The organism is Bacillus sp. GB_SG_008 (genome assembly GCF_052038115.1).
GTDB classification, from domain to species: Bacteria; Bacillota; Bacilli; order Bacillales; family Bacillaceae_G; genus Bacillus_A; species Bacillus_A rhizoplanae.
Genome location: NZ_JBPZSK010000003.1, coordinates 702,364 through 719,856, shown reverse-complemented (window position 1 = coordinate 719,856; position 17,493 = coordinate 702,364). Strand labels below are relative to the sequence as shown.

19 protein-coding genes are annotated in these 17,493 nt (G+C 36.7%); 14 read left to right on the top strand and 5 right to left on the bottom strand.

What is annotated here, in order from left to right; genetic code table 11:
* Positions 1–36: 36 nt before the first annotated feature.
* The 4 genes from yhaM to ACTDJC_RS11325 all read left to right on the top strand — a co-directional run bounded on the left by yhaM (position 37) and on the right by ACTDJC_RS11325 (position 4,239).
* Positions 37–981, top strand: a complete 945-nt coding sequence (gene yhaM, locus ACTDJC_RS11340; protein ID WP_440603431.1) for a 3'-5' exoribonuclease YhaM — start codon at positions 37–39, stop codon at positions 979–981.
* 233 nt (positions 982–1,214) lie between these two features.
* Positions 1,215–3,608 (top strand): immune inhibitor A domain-containing protein, encoded by a 2,394-nt coding sequence (locus tag ACTDJC_RS11335; protein ID WP_440603430.1) that lies wholly within the window; start codon positions 1,215–1,217, stop codon positions 3,606–3,608.
* Between the two features lie 96 nt (positions 3,609–3,704).
* Positions 3,705–3,905 (top strand): sporulation YhaL family protein, encoded by a 201-nt coding sequence (locus tag ACTDJC_RS11330; protein WP_098305920.1) that lies wholly within the window; start codon positions 3,705–3,707, stop codon positions 3,903–3,905.
* Between the two features lie 127 nt (positions 3,906–4,032).
* Positions 4,033–4,239, top strand: a complete 207-nt coding sequence (locus tag ACTDJC_RS11325; RefSeq protein WP_440603429.1) for a hypothetical protein — start codon at positions 4,033–4,035, stop codon at positions 4,237–4,239.
* Positions 4,240–4,377: 138 nt separating this feature from the next.
* On the opposite strand, the gene ACTDJC_RS11320 is transcribed toward ACTDJC_RS11325, so the two are convergent.
* Positions 4,378–4,554 carry a hypothetical protein gene (locus tag ACTDJC_RS11320; protein WP_440603475.1) on the bottom strand — a complete coding sequence of 59 codons (177 nt, stop codon included), beginning with the start codon at positions 4,552–4,554 and terminating at the stop codon, positions 4,378–4,380.
* Positions 4,555–4,703: 149 nt separating this feature from the next.
* On the bottom strand, positions 4,704–5,309 hold the full coding sequence (locus ACTDJC_RS11315; RefSeq protein ID WP_098305922.1) for a TetR/AcrR family transcriptional regulator: 606 nt from the start codon (positions 5,307–5,309) through the stop codon (positions 4,704–4,706).
* Positions 5,310–5,516: 207 nt separating this feature from the next.
* On the opposite strand from ACTDJC_RS11315, the gene ACTDJC_RS11310 reads away from it, so the two are divergent.
* The 5 genes from ACTDJC_RS11310 (at position 5,517) to ACTDJC_RS11290 (ending at position 11,203) form a co-directional block, all read left to right on the top strand.
* Entirely contained in the window at positions 5,517–6,203 is a 687-nt protein-coding gene (locus ACTDJC_RS11310) for a CoA transferase subunit A (RefSeq protein WP_098305924.1), read from the top strand.
* The gene (locus ACTDJC_RS11305) at positions 6,187–6,849 is read left to right on the top strand and encodes a 3-oxoacid CoA-transferase subunit B (protein ID WP_098305926.1); all 663 of its coding nucleotides are present in this window, start codon (positions 6,187–6,189) and stop codon (positions 6,847–6,849) included. Before ACTDJC_RS11310 ends, ACTDJC_RS11305 begins: the two co-directional genes overlap by 17 nt.
* Before the next feature lie 123 nt (positions 6,850–6,972).
* A complete protein-coding gene (locus ACTDJC_RS11300; RefSeq protein WP_440603428.1) occupies positions 6,973–8,157 on the top strand; it encodes an acetyl-CoA C-acetyltransferase in 1,185 nt (394 codons plus the stop codon).
* A gap of 23 nt (positions 8,158–8,180) precedes the next feature.
* The gene (locus ACTDJC_RS11295) at positions 8,181–9,500 is read left to right on the top strand and encodes an MFS transporter (protein ID WP_440603427.1); all 1,320 of its coding nucleotides are present in this window, start codon (positions 8,181–8,183) and stop codon (positions 9,498–9,500) included.
* A gap of 455 nt (positions 9,501–9,955) precedes the next feature.
* Positions 9,956–11,203, top strand: a complete 1,248-nt coding sequence (locus tag ACTDJC_RS11290; protein WP_440603426.1) for an esterase-like activity of phytase family protein — start codon at positions 9,956–9,958, stop codon at positions 11,201–11,203.
* 172 nt (positions 11,204–11,375) lie between these two features.
* Here ACTDJC_RS11290 and ACTDJC_RS11285 read toward each other — a convergent pair whose 3' ends face one another.
* Entirely contained in the window at positions 11,376–12,248 is an 873-nt protein-coding gene (locus ACTDJC_RS11285) for a YitT family protein (protein WP_440603425.1), read from the bottom strand.
* 571 nt (positions 12,249–12,819) lie between these two features.
* On the opposite strand from ACTDJC_RS11285, the gene ACTDJC_RS11280 reads away from it, so the two are divergent.
* A complete protein-coding gene (locus ACTDJC_RS11280) occupies positions 12,820–13,389 on the top strand; it encodes a dihydrofolate reductase family protein (RefSeq protein WP_440603424.1) in 570 nt (189 codons plus the stop codon).
* A 153-nt stretch (positions 13,390–13,542) separates the two neighbouring features.
* On the top strand, positions 13,543–13,749 hold the full coding sequence (locus ACTDJC_RS11275) for a hypothetical protein (protein ID WP_429718090.1): 207 nt from the start codon (positions 13,543–13,545) through the stop codon (positions 13,747–13,749).
* A 130-nt stretch (positions 13,750–13,879) separates the two neighbouring features.
* Here the strand turns inward: ACTDJC_RS11275 and ACTDJC_RS11270 are convergent, their stop codons facing one another.
* Together ACTDJC_RS11270 and ACTDJC_RS11265 are read right to left on the bottom strand one after the other, a co-directional pair.
* A complete protein-coding gene (locus tag ACTDJC_RS11270; RefSeq protein WP_429720009.1) occupies positions 13,880–14,305 on the bottom strand; it encodes a VOC family protein in 426 nt (141 codons plus the stop codon).
* 97 nt (positions 14,306–14,402) lie between these two features.
* Positions 14,403–14,783: a hypothetical protein gene (locus tag ACTDJC_RS11265; protein ID WP_098305941.1), complete on the bottom strand. Its 381-nt coding sequence runs from the start codon at positions 14,781–14,783 to the stop codon at positions 14,403–14,405.
* A 289-nt stretch (positions 14,784–15,072) separates the two neighbouring features.
* Between ACTDJC_RS11265 and ACTDJC_RS11260 the strand changes: the two genes are divergently transcribed.
* From ACTDJC_RS11260 to ACTDJC_RS11250, 3 genes are all read left to right on the top strand, one after another.
* The gene (locus tag ACTDJC_RS11260) at positions 15,073–15,504 is read left to right on the top strand and encodes a VOC family protein (protein WP_098305943.1); all 432 of its coding nucleotides are present in this window, start codon (positions 15,073–15,075) and stop codon (positions 15,502–15,504) included.
* 388 nt (positions 15,505–15,892) lie between these two features.
* Positions 15,893–16,453: a glycerol-3-phosphate responsive antiterminator gene (locus ACTDJC_RS11255; protein ID WP_098305945.1), complete on the top strand. Its 561-nt coding sequence runs from the start codon at positions 15,893–15,895 to the stop codon at positions 16,451–16,453.
* A gap of 218 nt (positions 16,454–16,671) precedes the next feature.
* The gene (locus tag ACTDJC_RS11250; protein ID WP_440603423.1) at positions 16,672–17,493 is read left to right on the top strand and encodes an MIP/aquaporin family protein; all 822 of its coding nucleotides are present in this window, start codon (positions 16,672–16,674) and stop codon (positions 17,491–17,493) included.

The window sequence follows — 17,493 nt, the reverse complement described above, 5'->3', positions numbered from 1 at the left end:
TATACTAACAATATCGATGACGGTGGAGGAAAGAATATGAAAAAGAAAATTGCACAGTATGAAGTTGGTGAGCAAGTCGAGTTATTTTTAATGATTAAGTCGGCAACAAAAGGGATTGCAAGTAACGGAAAACCATTTTTAACAGTTATTTTGCAAGATCAAAGCGGAGATATCGAAGCAAAGCTATGGGATGTGTCACCTGAAGTAGAGCAGCAATATGTAGCGGAAACAATCGTAAAAGTAGCGGGCGATATTCAAAATTATAAAGGCCGCATTCAGCTTCGTGTAAAACAAATTCGAGTAGCAAATTCGAATGAAGTAACAGATATCTCAGACTTTGTGGAAAAGGCGCCACTTAAAAAAGAAGATATGGTCGAGAAAATTACACAGTACATATTTGAAATGAGCAACTCTAATATTCAGCGCATTACGAGACATTTGCTGAATAAGTATCAAAGTCAATTTTTAGATTATCCAGCAGCAACGAAAAATCATCATGAGTTTGTATCGGGACTAGCGTATCATGTTGTATCAATGCTTGACTTAGCAAAAGCAATTGCAACGTTATATCCGTCCCTTGATAAAGATTTATTGTATGCAGGCGTTATTTTACATGACCTTGGTAAAGTAATTGAATTATCAGGTCCAATTTCAACAACATATACGTTAGAAGGGAACTTGCTTGGCCACATTTCGATTATGGTAAATGAGATTGGCAAAGCAGCAGACGAGCTGCAAATTGAAGCAGAAGAAATATTGATTCTTCAGCACATCGTCTTATCGCATCACGGCAAAGCGGAATGGGGCAGTCCGAAGCCACCGCTTGTAAAAGAAGCAGAAATTCTCCATTATATTGATAACTTAGATGCGAAGATGAACATGATGGATCGTGCGTTAAGCCGCACAAAACCAGGTGAATATACAGAGCGTGTCTTTGCGCTTGATAATCGTTCGTTTTATAAACCGACTTTCCATAACTAAAAAAGATTGCAAAAAAGATTCTACTATCGTGGTAGAATCTTTTTTTTATGATTATTGAAGTGAAGTAGAACAAAAAAATGATCAGCTCTACTGCAGAAAAATTATTATAATAAAATAAATTACATTAAATAGTCTGTATATTACAAAAATATTGAAAATTAAATCAATCGATAATAATATATAAATATCGACAAAAAAGTCGACAACTTATACACAATAGGGGGGGGATTGCATTGAAAAAGAACAGAAAATTAAAAACTTTTTCAGTGTTGGCAACAGGGGCTATGCTAAGTTCTATGTTTGCCTTCGGTGGTCATGCTGCTTATGCTGAATCATCATCAGAGCCATCTAGTTTCATAGATGAGCATTTAATACCGGAGGAACGTTTGGCAAATGCGTTGAAGGAGCGCGGGGTTATCGATCCATCTGCATCACAAGCAGAAACGTCGAAGGCTGTAGAAAAATATGTAGAGAAGAAAAAAGGCGAAAATCCTGGAAAGGAAACAACGCCAGAAGACAGCCTTACTCAGGAAGCTACTGATTTTATGAAAAAAGTAAAAGATGCGAAAATGGAAGAGAAAGAGAACCAGCATCAGTCAAAGAATGGTCCATTAGCTGGGCAAGTACCTGGGTTAAATGGAAAGATACATGGAAATGGTAAAGTTCCGACGTCTTCGGCGCAGCAAGCGCAATATAACGGGCCTGTTCGTAAAGATAAAGTTCTTGTGTTACTTGTAGAGTATAGCGATTTTAAACATAACAATATTGATCAAGAACCAGGATATATGTATGCGAATGATTTTAATCGTGATCATTATCAAAATATGCTGTTTGGAGATGAACAGTTTACACTATTCAACGGTTCAAAAATTAAAACATTTAAGCAATATTATGAAGAGCAATCAGGCGGCAGTTATACAGTTGATGGAACTGTAACAGAATGGTTGACTGTTCCAGGTAAAGCTTCTGATTACGGTGATGATGCAGGAAGTGGTCATGATAATAAAGCACCTTTAGGACCGCGTGACTTAGTAAAAGACGCGTTAAAAGCAGCGGTAGCAAAAGGAATTAATTTAGCTGATTTTGATCAATACGATCAGTATGATTACAACGGTGATGGTAATAAAAATGAACCAGATGGAATTATTGATCATTTAATGGTCGTTCACGCTGGTGTTGGCCAAGAAGCTGGCGGCGGAAAATTAAAGGATGATGCGATTTGGTCTCACCGTTCAAAACTTGGTGGAAAACCTTACGCAATCGATGGCACAACAGCATCTGTTCCAAACTGGGGCGGAAAGATGGCTGCATACGATTACACAATCGAGCCTGAAGACGGTGCAGTTGGTGTATTTGCTCATGAATTTGGTCATGACTTAGGTTTACCTGATGAGTATGATACAAAGTATTCAGGACAAGGTGAGCCAATTGAAGCTTGGTCTATTATGAGCGGCGGCAGCTGGGCTGGAAGAATTGCAGGAACAGAACCAACAAGTTTCTCTCCGCAAAACAAAGAGTTCTTCCAAAAGAATATGAAAGGGAACTGGGCGAATATTGTAGAGGTAAACTATGATAAACTTAGCACAGGTATCGGCTTTTCGACGTATTTAGATCAAAGTGTTACAAAATCAAAACGTCCAGGAATTATTCGTGTAAATTTACCGGATAAAAATTTGAAAAATATTGAACCTGGCTTTGGAAAGAAATTTTATTATAGTACAAAAGGAAATGATATACATACAACTTTAGAGACGCCATTATTCGATTTAACAAATGTAACGAATGCGAAATTTGATTATAAAGCATTCTATGAATTGGAAGCAAAATATGATTTCCTTGACGTATACGCTATTGCGGAAGATGGAACGAAAACAAAGATTGATAGAATGGGTGACAAAGACGTAAAGAATGGCATGGATACAACGAATGATACGTGGATTGACAAGTCTTATGATTTAAGTCAATTCAAAGGGAAGAAAGTAAAACTGCAATTTGAATATTTAACAGATGTTGCTGTAGCTTACAGAGGATTTGCGCTTGATAATGCTACTTTAACGGTAGATAATAAAGTTGTTTTCTCTGATGATGCAGAAGGACAACCAAGCTTTACTGTAAAAGGATTTACTGTTTCTGATGGATTTGAGCAGAAGAAAAATAATTATTATTTAGAGTGGAGAAACTATGCAGGTTCTGACGAAGCGCTGCAATATGGACGCGGTCCAGTTTACAATACAGGACTTGTTGTATGGTATGCAGATCAAAGCTTTACAGATAACTGGGTTGGCGTGCATCCAGGCGAAGGATTCCTTGGAGTAGTGGATTCTCATCCGGAAGCGATTATTGGAACATTAAATGGACAGCCAAGTGTGAAAAATAGTACTCGTTATCAAATTGCAGATGCTGCGTTCTCGTTTGATCAAACGCCAGCATGGAAAGTAAATTCACCGACGCGCGGAATCTTTGATTATAAAGGATTACCAGGTGTGTCTAAATTTAATGATTCTAAATCATATATGAACAGCGTAATTCCAGATGCAGGACGAAAACTTCCGAATCTTGGAATTAAAATTGAAGTAGTAGGTCAAGCTGATGATAAGTCAGCAGGGGCAGTTTGGGTTCATCGATAAGTTGAAGGTCCTTTCAAAATAAAAGAGTCATAAAACCTTCCTTTCATTCATACAGTGAAACTAACAAAGCTTGTCTTATGAAAGGAAGGAATTTGAATGGAAACTTTACCATGGTGGATTTATCTCATTATTATTGGGATTATTGTGAGCGGTTATATGGTCTTATACACGTCGAAAAAAGAGCAAGAAATTGATAATGAGTTTATTGAAAAAGAAGGCGAAATATATATGAGACGCCTAGCAGAAGAACGGGAAAGACGTCATCAGGATAAGGATGAGGATTCCGTTTTGCTTTAATAGTTGTATGTTAGAGGATGAGTAGCCGAATGAACGGTTGCCATCCTTTTTTTATGGTATATCCGCGATTTTTACAATTCTGATGCCTGTTAATGCGGGATAAAATCCTGAAGGAGGAACTATGGTTATGAAAAGCTCTAAATCAATATCATTGGAAGCCACATTTGATGAATCCTCTCCAGCGCTACAGCTTCTTAATCTGTATAAACGATTCGGCGAGTCTATTGCAGTCAATCATATTGACTTAATAGTACCAAGTGGATCATTTTACGGAGTAGTTGGACCAAATGGAGCGGGGAAGACTACTTCACTGCACTTAAAAATACAACAATAAAGTCGTTTAAATCTAATTGTTATTGTACAATCGCGCCCTTTTCTGGAATAACCTCTATTAATTCAATAGGTGTGGTTTAAGACTTCTATCATTTAAGAAAATTTGTTTTTACAAAATTAATTAGGTTCTGTTTAATGATTAAAAAAATATCCAGCCACTTATGCCAACAAAAATACATGCATATAGGTTTATTGTATTCTTTAATAATAGATAAACGATAAGTAATAAAACCGCAGTAGCTGGAAATCCCCAAAGAACACCAAGAGCAAATTTACTCAAACTTTCGCTTGCTTCACCTTGAACATATAACCAAATAATGCTTAATAAACTTACGAGTGGAAGGGCTGCTATAGCTCCTCCATATATAAGAAAACTGTTCTCGCATGAGAACGGTCTTCTTATTGTGTACCCATCATAAGTCCAATTCTACAAAGATCTTCTCGCGGATGGCCTCTAAATTTGTTTTAGTTCTTCATATTCAATCCCTCAAGGATTGTTTTAATCAGCGGTATTGATAATGACTCTAGACTTTGGTCAGAGTCGTGTATACCCCAGTGATAGATGATTCCCATTAGACTTTGTGTGACCATTGTAGAAATGACTTCCACACATTGGTCAGTGCCAATGGATCCTTGGTCCTTAGCTTCTTCAAGTAGTGTAAAGATGATTTGAAAGAGTGAACGGTTTGAATTTAAAAAGTAAGTGTGTTCTTTTGAATTTAGAGCGGAACTATAAATGACTTTCATAAGATCTTTACCCATTTCTTCTTCTAGAAAGCGCAATAATTTCTGAGTGAAAATAAATAGTTTTTCAAATGGGTCCATATCTTTCGGGAAAGAATGGAAAACTTCTAAATAATAATTGTCGACTTCTGTGAATCTCTCTAAAAATATGTCCGATTTAGCCGAAAAGTGTTGGTAAAATGAACCTTTTGAAGTGCCGGTTTTTTTCACGATTTCGTCGACTGTTACTTTGTCATAACCCTTTTGGCTAAAAAGTTTTAAAGCTGTTTTTAAAATTTTATCGCGTGTTACTTCTCCTCTGCGCTGCTTTTTTTTTGATTCTAGCATGAAAAATCCTCCGGAAATAAATTGACAGAATATTTATATTTTTATAAAATCAGACTACGGTCTAATTATAAACAGACTGCAGTCTAGTTAACGAGTTGATGTTTTATTCAAGTCTACCTCATAGATTTCGACTATCACAACGATTTCTAATTTTATTTTATTCTAACCAAAAAAGAAAGCGCTTTATAAAGAAATGGAGGGGAAATAATGGATAAAGTCATTGAGTCTAGTGAAATAAGAAAGTATTTCAAGAGTGGTGATGTAATTTTAACAGGAGGCTTTGGCTTATCAGGTACACCTTTAACGATCATTGATGAACTATTAGAAACAGATATTCGTGATTTAACGATTGTTAGTAATAATTTAGGGGATCTTGGACAAGGATTACATAAAGTATTCATGCAGGGAAAAATCAAAAAAGCAATTGGCTCCTTTTTTTCCATTAATAAAGAAGCGGTAATAGCCTGGTCTAAAGGCGAGCTTGAAATCGATTTGCTGCCTCAAGGTACATTAGCTGAAGCAATTCGCTGCGGTGGTGCCGGAATAGGTGGTTTTTACACAAGAACCGCCGTTGGTACTGAATTAAGCAAGGGCAAAGAGGAAAGAGAAATTGATGGAGAGAGATACATTTTTGAAAAGGCTATTAAAGGTGATGTCGCTATTATAAAGGCGGATAAAGCAGATCGAATTGGAAATTTAGTGTACCATACGACAGCTAGAAACTTTAACCCTATGATGGCTACAGCTGGAAAAATAGTCATTGCCGAAGTTAATGAAATTGTTGAAGTTGGTGAGCTGGACCCAGAATTTGTTGTGACGCCTCATGCGTATGTGGATTATGTCATCCAAAGCAAATATTCAAAGATAGGGAGTGATTATGTTGAGTCAAGATAAAAGACAAATTATTGCTAAGAGAATTGCCGAAGAATTAGAAGATGGACAGATTGTTAACTTAGGAGTTGGAATTCCTACTTTGGTTGCTTCCTATTTAGGTGATAAAGAGGTTTATTTACAATCTGAGAATGGATTGTTAGGTATGGGACCTTCTCCTGCAGAGGAAAATTTAGATATTGATTTAATTAATGCAGGAAAAGAACCGGTTACCTATTTGAAAGGTGCATCATTTTTTAATAGTGCTGATTCTTTTGCTTTGATTAGAGGTGGTCATATTGACGTAGCGGTTTTAGGCACACTTCAGGTGGATGTTCATGGTGAAATTGCCAACTGGGCCGTTCCGAATCAGCCGATTTTAGGCGTTGGTGGAGCGATGGATTTGGTGACAGGAGCAAAAAAGGTTATTGTCGCAGCTACCTTGTTTGCAAAGGATGGAACGTCTAAATTAGTCAAAGAATTATCATATAAAACTAGCGGAATTCGAAAAGTAGATTTATTTGTTTCCGATTACGCTGTTTTTAAATTTACGGATAAAGGCGTAAAAGTTGTAGAAATGATGGAAGAGATTTCAATACAAGAATTAAGTGAAAAGGTTGGTTTTGATTTAGAGTATGTGAATGATTTAACACTCGTAAGTAATAAGTGAAGAATGAAGGGCAACACATGGACAAGCAAAGAACAGTTATTGTGACAGGTGCAGCAGGCGGTATTACAGGAGAACATATTAAAGTCGCAGGCGGCATGTAATAAAAAAAGAGGAGGAAAAAGAATGGCAACTTATATTGTTGACGGAGCAAGAACAGCCTTTGGTACTTTTGGCGGGGCATTAAAAGATGTGACCGACATCGATTTGGGTGTAGCAGTAACGGAAGAGGCATTGAAAAGAAGCGGAATTCAAGCTTCTAATGTAGATGAAATCATATTTGGGAATATTATCCATACAAACAGCGACTCTGCTTATTTAGCCAGACATATCGGTTTAAAAAGCGGCATGGCAGAGTCATCATCTGCGCTTACACTTAATAGATTATGCGGTTCGGGCATGCAGTCTATCGTATCTGCCGCACAGTCCATTGCTTCTGGAGATGCAAAAGTAGTTGTCGCTGGAGGAACCGAAAATATGAGCTTATCACCGCATGTATTAAGAGGCACGCGCTTCGGCTCACCAAATAAAGCACCAAAAGTTGATGATATGTTATGGGAAACATTAACAGATAACTACGTTGGCTGTGGAATGGGGATGACAGCTGAAAACTTAGCTGAAAAATATTCAATTTCCCGAGAAGAGCAGGATCAGTTTTCTGTGGAATCACAAGAAAAGGCCATTGCAGCAAGAGATAGCGGCCGTTTTGCAGAGGAAATTGTTCCGATTAAGTTAAAAGGCAGAAAAGGCAAGGAAGTCATTTTTGATACGGATGAGCATATTCGTGAAGGTGCATCTGTAGAAGGTTTAGCGAAATTGAAGCCCGCTTTTAAAAAGGATGGGACTGTTACACCAGGGAACGCGAGCGGCATTAATGATGGTGCAGCTGCTGTGTTAGTCGCATCTGAGGAGTATGTGAGTGAACATAACTTAAAGCCACTTGCGAAAATTGTAACATGGGGCGTTGCAGGAGTTGACCCGAGCATTATGGGTATTGGCCCCGTACCAGCAAGCAAAAAAGCATTAGAAAAGGCTGGTTTAAGCTTAGAGGATATTGGTTTGTTCGAATTTAATGAGGCATTTGCTTCACAATCTATTGCTGTAATTAAAGAGTTAGGTGTCGATAAGGAAAAGGTGAATGTGAACGGAGGGGCTGTTGCATTAGGACATCCTGTAGGCGCAAGTGGTGCTAGAATCACCTATTCTTTAGCACTTGAAATGAGGAAAAGAAACGTTAAATATGGATTAGCTTCGCTTTGTATTGGCGGCGGACAAGGCATTGCCATTATTTTAGAAAATGTACAAAGCTGATGAAACAGATAGGGGGGGATTTGATGAATCAGAATATTAAGGCTATAGAAGAAAGTACAATCCGTAAAACGATGAAACGCATTCTTCCAACTATATTAATTCTATATGTTGTTGCTTACTTAGACCGGGTAAACTTAGGCTATGCTGCTTTAGAAATGAATGCAGAATTAGCTTTATCTGCTGAAGTTTTTGGTCTTCTTTCCGGTATTTTCTTTATTGGCTATTTCTTTTTTGAAGTCCCAAGTAACATGATTATGCATAAAGTTGGGGCGCGCATTTGGATTGCCCGGATTATGCTTTCATGGGGAATTATAGTAATCTTAACTGGTTTCGCACAAACGACGACACATTTATACACCCTGCGTTTTCTATTAGGTATTGCTGAAGCCGGATTTTTTCCTGGAATTGTTTTGTATTTAACTTATTGGTTTAGAGCCCGTGAAAGAGGACGAGCAACAGCTGCATTACTGCTGGCTTTACCGATAGGCGGCCTAATCGGCGCACCAGTGTCAACGTGGATTATTGATAACATATTTTGGCTCAATATGTCAGGATGGAGATGGATGTTTATCCTTGAGGGCATCCCGGCCATTATCTTAGGTATTCTTACTATTTTCTTCTTAACAAATAGACCTGCAAATGCAAAATGGTTATCGAAGGAAGAAAGAGATTGGCTGGAGGGCGAATTGAGTGCTGAACGGCAAGCAAGTTCAAAAGTAAATAAAGTCTCAAAACTAGACATGCTGAAGGATTCAAAGGTTTGGAAGTTATCTATGCTATATTTTGCTGTTTATACAGGTATCTATGGCTTGTCATTCTGGATGCCAACCATCATTAAATCCTTATCAGAAATTGCCACGACCAACTTAGAAATAGGCTGGTTAGCCATGATTCCTTCATTAGTAGGTATTCCGGCTATTATATTTGTCGGATGGTATTCGGATCGAACGAATGCGTACAAACAACATTTAATTGTTTGCTTTATTATCTCAGTATTGGGCTTTATCGGATGTGGCTTTTCAGAAAGCGTCTTTATGATGGTACTTATGTTAACAATTACATCTGCCGGATTATATGGATTTACTGGATGTTTCTTTGCCTACATGACATTTTTCTTCACCGAGTCTACTGCACCTGTGGGTATTGCTTTAGTCAATTCATTTGCGGCATTAGGCGGATTTGTAGGACCGATGATTCTTGGATCTGTAGCATTTACCCTTGGGATGTTTATTTTATCAGGATTACTAATAATCGGCCTTTTCACATTAATTACATTAAAATTGACAAGTAATAATAGTGTGGACACTGTCAAAGAAACACAGCCAATTGTTACTCAATCATAACGGATAATATTTAAAGGGACGCTAATCTTTAGTAAAACGGAGCTGTGTACCATAAACAAGATGTCACCAAGCACCCCCCGTGAGAATTATTAAGATGTTAAATATAGAAAAAAGTTAACCTATTTTGCTAAAGATAATTATTTCGTTAACAAGTGTATTGATGAGACGTTTAGTAGAAGAACGGGAGCGACGTCATCAAGACAAGGATGAGGATTCTGTTTTGCTTTAATAGTTGTATGTTAGAGGATGAGCAGCCGAGAGGTTGCCATCCTTTTTCGTTGTGGGGCTTTGAAAGAAAGTCGTTATATTTAAGTTGTTTAAAATTTTGACAATGCTTTACATTTTTTTAATAGTCTCTTAAATGGAAATTCATATCTGGGTGTTATTTTAGAGGGGTAATTTTGTATGAAGGAAATGGGGCTGTATAAAAATAAACATGGAAGAGGGAGAGTATTATGAAAAAATTTAAGTTACCTAAGTATTTTAACGTTTTAAGTGTTGCTGCATTAAGTGCTTGTCTAGCTTTATCACCTATTACTATTCATGCTGCTGAGCAAAATGTATCACAGGAAAATGATGACCATTCTAGCGAGAAAAAGGATGATGCAAACAACGTAAACGAAAAACATTCTGTTAAGAGTCTAAGGTTTATTGGAGAGAAAAAAATCCCGTTCAATGAGAATTTTGAAGGAACTACTGTGGGTGGTCTTTCAGGACTTAGGTACGATTCTAAAAGTAACACATGGGTTATGATAAGCGACGACAGATCAAGTTATAATCCTGCGCGTTTTTATAATGCTAGGCTCAACTATAATATTCAAGGTTTTCAGTCTATTCAATTGACCGGAGTGAATTTTTTAAAGCAAGCCGATGGAAGCGTTTATCCCAATCAAACACAATACACCACTCATGGTGGAGAAGTTCCCGATTTTGAATCCATAAACATTGATCCTCTAGATGGGAGTATTTGGTATGCGAGTGAGGGTGATCGTTCTCTTGGCTTAAATCCGTTCGTGAAACATGCCACTCGTGATGGACAATACTTATCTACATTGCCTTTGCCAGAAATATTTAAAGTATCACCAACACAAGAGACTGGAGCACGTAATAACCTGAGTTTTGAAGGTTCTACGTTTGCACCCGACGGTAAGTCGCTATGGGTTGCAATGGAAGGTCCATTATATCAGGACGGGCCTATACCTACTCCAAACTCCGGGGCACTTTCACGGATCACTCAATACGATCGTAAAGGGAATGTACTAGGACAGTATGCATACCCTGTTGATCCAATTCCAGCAACGCCAGCGTCTGGCAAATACGCAGATAATGGCGTGTCAGAGATTCTCGCGGTAAACAACCACGAGTTATTAACAGTTGAACGTTCTGGTGTACAAGGTGCAGATGGAACCTTTAAAAACTATATTCGTATTTATGAGATTGATCTTAACGGAGCTAGTGATATTAGTCATATAGATTCGTTACAAGAAGGCAAATTTAAGCCTGTTAAAAAGCGTCTGATTCTTGATTTGAACACATTAGGTTTATCTAAGCTTGACAATATGGAAGGCATTTCTTGGGGCCCTAAACTTGCAAACGGGAACGACAGTCTTGTACTAGTCTCAGATAATAATTTCAACTCTAGCCAGGTAACACAATTCTTAGCATTTGAAGTATTGTCAAAAAAGGCACCTATCAAAAAATGACGGTTTACATAAACAGATGTCGATTTTTTTCATCCCCCACTGATGGTTAGTTGAACCAATCGAGCTCTTACTGCCCGTTAATGCGGGATAAAAATCCAGTATAAAAATCACCTTTTAGTTTAACTAAAAGGTGATTTTTTGTGAAACTATATTAAAACTTTCTAAGTTATAATTAATGAATATCATGTTTTCTGAAATTACCGCCCTTTACTTCTGCTACGTCATATACCGTAACAAAGGCATTTTCATCAATTTCATGTATGATTTCTTTCATTTTGCTTTCTTCTAAACGGTTAATGACACAAGTGATTTCTTTAAATTTTTCATGTGAATAACCACCGTAAACTTCATTATAAGTTGCACTTCGACCTAAGCGTTCTCGAATTGTCTCTACCATTAATTTAGGTTCCTTTGTGATAATTTTAAATGTTTTAGAACCACTTAAACCTACTTCAACGATGTGAATTACTTTAGAAGCAATAAAGTAAGCAATTGCTGAAAGAATAGCCCCTTCAAGACCAAATACTGTTGAGACAACAATAAAGATAAACATGTTTAAAAATAAGATGAGGTCACTTGTCCCAAAAGGTAATTTTCGAGAAAGTAATACGGCTAACATATCAATTCCATCTAAAGCTCCGCCATTACGCAATGCTAACCCCATACCAAAACCGATGATAATCCCACCAACAACGGTAACTAACAATGTATCACCGTGAATAATAGTTCGTACGTTGTGCATAAGAATAGTACCGATTGCTAGTGAAGCAATACCGATAATCGAATAAATAGCAAAATTTTTACCAATTTGCTTATACCCCAACCAAACAAAAGGGATGTTAATGACTGCAATTAGAAGTCCTAATGGTAATCCAAGTAGTTGTGAGCTAACAATACTTAAACCCGTCACACCACCGTCTGAAACGTTGTTTGGGATTAATACCGATTCTAGTCCATATGCTGTTATAAATGCCCCAATAATAATCATTAATACTCGAAAAACGATTTTTAGTTTATTGGGCTTGCGTTTTTTGCTTATACTCATATAATTCCTCCATTTCAAACTATGTTCTCTTTTCGTTCCTACACATTTTTTTATGAGTTAGACTCATTCCTAATAACTATTCTAACATATTATCGTCAAAATACTTCTTGACACGGACCCTTTATATAGAAATTTTAACAATCTCTTCAAAATGTAAAAAAGATATCCAATTTTCTTTTAAGCTTTTATTTAATAAAATGGCACGATTGTGGAATTACAGAACGGGCATATTTTTAAATATAGTATAGAGTTTTCAAAAAAAATTATAATCATTAAACATAGGAAAAATCCCTTCAGATCTCCTGAAGGGATTTTTAAAAATTTCACGCTACACAGAAAACATCTTTTCAGTTTACAACTATTTTTTAATAATCTAATACTTTTATCTATAGTCTAAAACATTTTTTAATGAGATAAGAGAAAAGTATCAACTGCTCTTATTGAACTAACCGGCAGATTAGTTCAATAACTTTAGTAACTTTACGCTGAAGCATACGACCGACAAATATGAAGAAATATACAAAAGTCTGGTGGAAGAAACAATTTTTTAGGAGTAAAAGGAGGAAAAACTATGTCCAATAACAAAAGACCAAGAAGAATAATTTTAGATTTAGCAGTTACTTTAGATGGATTTATTGAAGGGCAAAAAGGGGAAGTAGACTGGTGCATCATGGACTCTGATATGGAGTTCATTAATTTCTTAAATCATATTGATACTATTTTATACGGAAGAAGAAGCTATGATTTATGGGGACAATATACTCCAGAAAATGAAGATTCTGATACCGAAAAAGAAATTTGGAAATTAGTTCATAGTAAAGAAAAATATGTGTTTTCTAGAACACAAAAAAGGACTGATAATAAAGTAACATTAATAAATGATAATATTTTTGAAGAAGTAAATAAATTAAAGAATAAGCCTGGTAAAGACATCTGGCTTTATGGCGGGGCGAGCCTTATTACAACTTTTATAAATTTAGGGCTTGTTGATGAATTTAGATTATCTGTTCACCCTGTTATTTTAGGAGAAGGAAAACCCTTGTTTATTGACATAAAGCAGAGGTTGAATCTAAAACTGGTTAATACAAAAAGGTTTTCCTCTGGCGTTGTTCAACTATGCTATCATCTTAATGACAAATAATGATATGGAAAATTCAAGGATGCAGGAAAAACGTAATGTCAATTATGAGATTGCTATATTGTATGTATTAAAATTAAGCGAGTATAAGTTTATTCTCAGACAGGTTTAACTGCGGCACATACTGTTGCTTCCCATTTAGGAACGAGCATTAATGTGTACCGTGTTTGTCCAAAAGGAGATTTTGTTGATCAGGACAACATTTTTGGAATGTTATATGGAATAAATCCTAAAGGGGCTGTACTCGTAAGACCAGATGGATGTATTGGCTGGCGTACAGAAGAAGGAGTATTAACCCCTGACTTAGTACTTGAAGAGGTGATGAATTGCCTATTATGCAATTCATCTTTAAATGAAAAATAATTTTGAGGGCTGTATTTAAAGTTTTTAAGTATAATGCTGAATTACTATTACGATAAAGAAATAATAATTAACTAGTAAAGGCTCTTCAAATTTAGAGAGCCTTTTTTCATATAAAGCATCCGGTAGTTCATTAACGTTTAGAATCTTTAGTAACATTAGGTTTTGAGATTCTTTTACCGTCTTTATAATCAAGACAAGAAACCTCAATCAACAATCCATTGAATACTGTAAAGTAGAAGCCATAACTACTACCTCTCATCTTATAAGGTTCTTTATCTATTTCAATACCGCCCTCTATTAAGCGATTATATACTTGATCAACTTCATTTGGTTCTTCTACTAAAAAACCAATGTGAAAAGCTTCTGGGTATGTCGCATCTTTTCCGCCTTTAAACGCTTTTGGATCACTTAATACAAGAATAAATCCATCATTATCACTCATGACTACAAGAGCTTTTCCTTTCTCTTCTAAACATTGAAAATCAAAAAATGTTTCAAAAAAAGCTCTCGCTGCCGATAAATCATCAACACATAAATTCAAATGATTCAGCTTCATTTACTCATCTCCTTTTAAACGGGGGAGTGTTAGGAAATGCAGATTTACAACTACCCTGATTTTAACGAATCTACTGAGGCCTATTTCGAATTACAGATTATTTCATATAGATTACTATAAGCATCCATAGAGCCAAAGCACCAAGGATAGCAAGTGTTATACGCGTAGATAGTATCCGTACTTCGAAGTCGGTTTTCTTGGATGGTTCAGGATATGCAATTACGTAAATTCCTTTTAATAGCGCGAGCCATCCAATGAGTGTGATGAATCCCTGCCAGTTGAATGCCCATACATTATGCAGGATAATAGTGCCTAACCCTAAAAAAATCGATAGAAAGCCATACATAATCCCAAACCCTCTGTCTTCGACTACTAATTTTTTCAGCTCACGTAGTACTGATGGACGTATGAAAAGTATTCCTGATACGATAACCGTCACCCATCCCCAAAACAGTCCTAAAAAGGTGCTTGCTTCCATTAGCATCTCACTCCTTTTCATTATATTTATATTTCATGCATTTCCCCCTTTAGAACACTTTCGTGTGTAATCGAAAGGATGCCATACTTCAAGAATCATTTTGCGAATTTTGTGCGTTAAGGCTAAATCCCTCATAGGAAGTGTCGATTTTTTTTATTGCACAAATGAAGTAAAAGAGTTCCATAAACAAGTAATATATGATAAAATAAAACAGAAACATATGTTCTGTTTTTGTTCTGTGGTTACATATGTTTATGACTACTAAATATTTTAGAAAGAGGTGCTTGTGATGATTTTAGGTATTAACCCGTATTTAGTGACGAATGGTAATGGACAAGAAGCGGTTAAGTTTTACGAAAAGGCATTGGATGCAAAGGTTGAAATGCTTCAAACGTTTGGAGAAATGCCAGAAAATCCGGAATACCCACTTCCTGCTGAGGCAAAAGATCGTGTGTTACATGCACATTTAAAAATTGGGAATACGGATCTGATGATTTCTGATACGTTCCCAGGTCAGCCGGACGAAGTTGTTGGATCGCAAGTGACTATAGCAATTCATATACAAGGTGAAGAAAAAGCAAAAGAAGTATTTGCAAAATTACAAGACGGCGGTCAAGTCGTAATGCCGCTTCAAGAAACTTTCTGGAGCCCATTATACGGCCAATTGAAAGATAAATTCGGTGTACAATGGCAAGTTTCAACGGTTGCTTGCCAACAATAATTTATATAAGAAAGAGCTGACTATAAATGGTCAGCTCTTTCTATTTTTTGATATTATCCAGTTTTAGTGGCCCGACTACTCGCATATCGAACATCGTCGGAAGGTCTTTATCCCGCATTAACGGGCAGTATAGGCTGGAGAAGAGCGGGGAAGAAAACTGCCCGTAAAAGCCCGATTGGTTCAACTAACCATCAGTGAGAAAAGCGTCACTGATGGAAGTTTCACTTTATATTGTGTCGAAGCGCCGATAAATGCACCACTTCCGCCGATATATCGCAAATAACGCCGATATTTTTGCGGACACGTAAAAAGACAGTGGACTATCTTTTCTTTTTCCTTAATTTGTGTACTATAAGAGATAGAAAGATATACAGAAGGGGATTTTTGAATGGAATTTCATGAACAAAAAATATTACCAGCTGTTCGGCAAATTAAGGATTTAGAAAAGTTGTTACATAGTTCGTATGAATATATTGTAATTTTAGATATTCATGTCGGTCAGTTGAAAAGTGTCGTGGCGTTAGCGAAGCAGCATGGTAAGAAAGTCTTTTTACATGTTGATTTAATTCATGGCTTGCAAAGTGATGCGTATGCAACAGAATATGTATGCCAGGAGTTTCGTCCATATGGTGTGCTATCTACAAAATCTAGCGTAATTATGAAAGCGAAGCAAAAAGGTGTCGTTGCGATTCAACGCGTTTTCTTAATTGACTCTAGTGCAATGGAAAAAAGTTGTGCTCTTTTAGAAAAGACAAAGCCGGATTACATTGAAGTGCTGCCGGGAGCTTTAACGGACGTGATTGCAGAAATGAAAGAACGGACCGGATTATCTATTTTAGCAGGTGGATTTATACGTACAGTTGATGATGTGGAAAGAGCTTTAGAAGCTGGTGCAACAGCGATTACAACATCGAAAAAAGAGTTATGGAAACACTTTCATAAAAAGTGACAAAAATGTGAAAAAATTTAATTGACACCGCTTTCATTTGCGGTTAACATTATAAACAAGTTAATAAACGTGACGGAGAAAAGAAGAGATCCACATTTCATTGTTTCTATGTTTCTATAGAAACTTGTATTTGTGGATTTTTTCTTTTGAAAAAAAGAATGGCCATTCAATTTTCCTCTTTCACTGAAAGCGTTTTAATTTGATTATGGAGGGGTTATATGTCACCATTTTTAGGGGAGTTAATAGGGACAGCAATACTAATCATTCTTGGCGGCGGTGTTTGTGCTGGTGTCAGCTTAAAGAAATCGTTTGCACAAAATTCAGGATGGATCGTTATTACGATGGGATGGGGCTTAGCGGTTTCAGTAGCTGCTTATGCAGTTGGATCAATTAGCGGAGCGCATTTAAATCCAGCGGTAACAATTGGACTTGCGTTTAAAGGAGCATTTCCTTGGAGTGACGTACCAGGTTATATCGCAGCACAAATGCTGGGGGCAATGATTGGGGCAGTTATTGTATATTTACATTACTTACCACATTGGAAAGAAACAGAAGATGCAGGCACAAAGTTAGGCGTATTTGCAACAGGACCGGCAATTCCAAATACATTTGCAAACCTTTTAAGTGAAATTATTGGAACTTTTATTTTAGTACTTGGTATTTTAGCAATTGGAGCAAATAAATTTGCGGATGGTTTAAATCCATTTGTCGTAGGTTTCTTAATTGTAAGTATTGGTTTATCATTAGGAGGAACAACTGGTTACGCAATCAATCCAGCACGTGACTTAGGACCTCGTATTGCACATTTTCTTTTACCGATTCCGGGAAAAGGCGGATCGAACTGGAAATACGCATGGATTCCAGTAGTAGGACCAATTTTAGGCGGATCATTAGCAGGATTATTCCATCAAGTTGTATTTGAGGGAAAACAAAACTCAGCACTTATCTATGTAGTAATTGTAACAGTGATTGTTCTAGCAATCTCTTATATGACAAGTAAACAGAGCGGAAAAAATACAAATAGTAGAAAAGTAGCATAA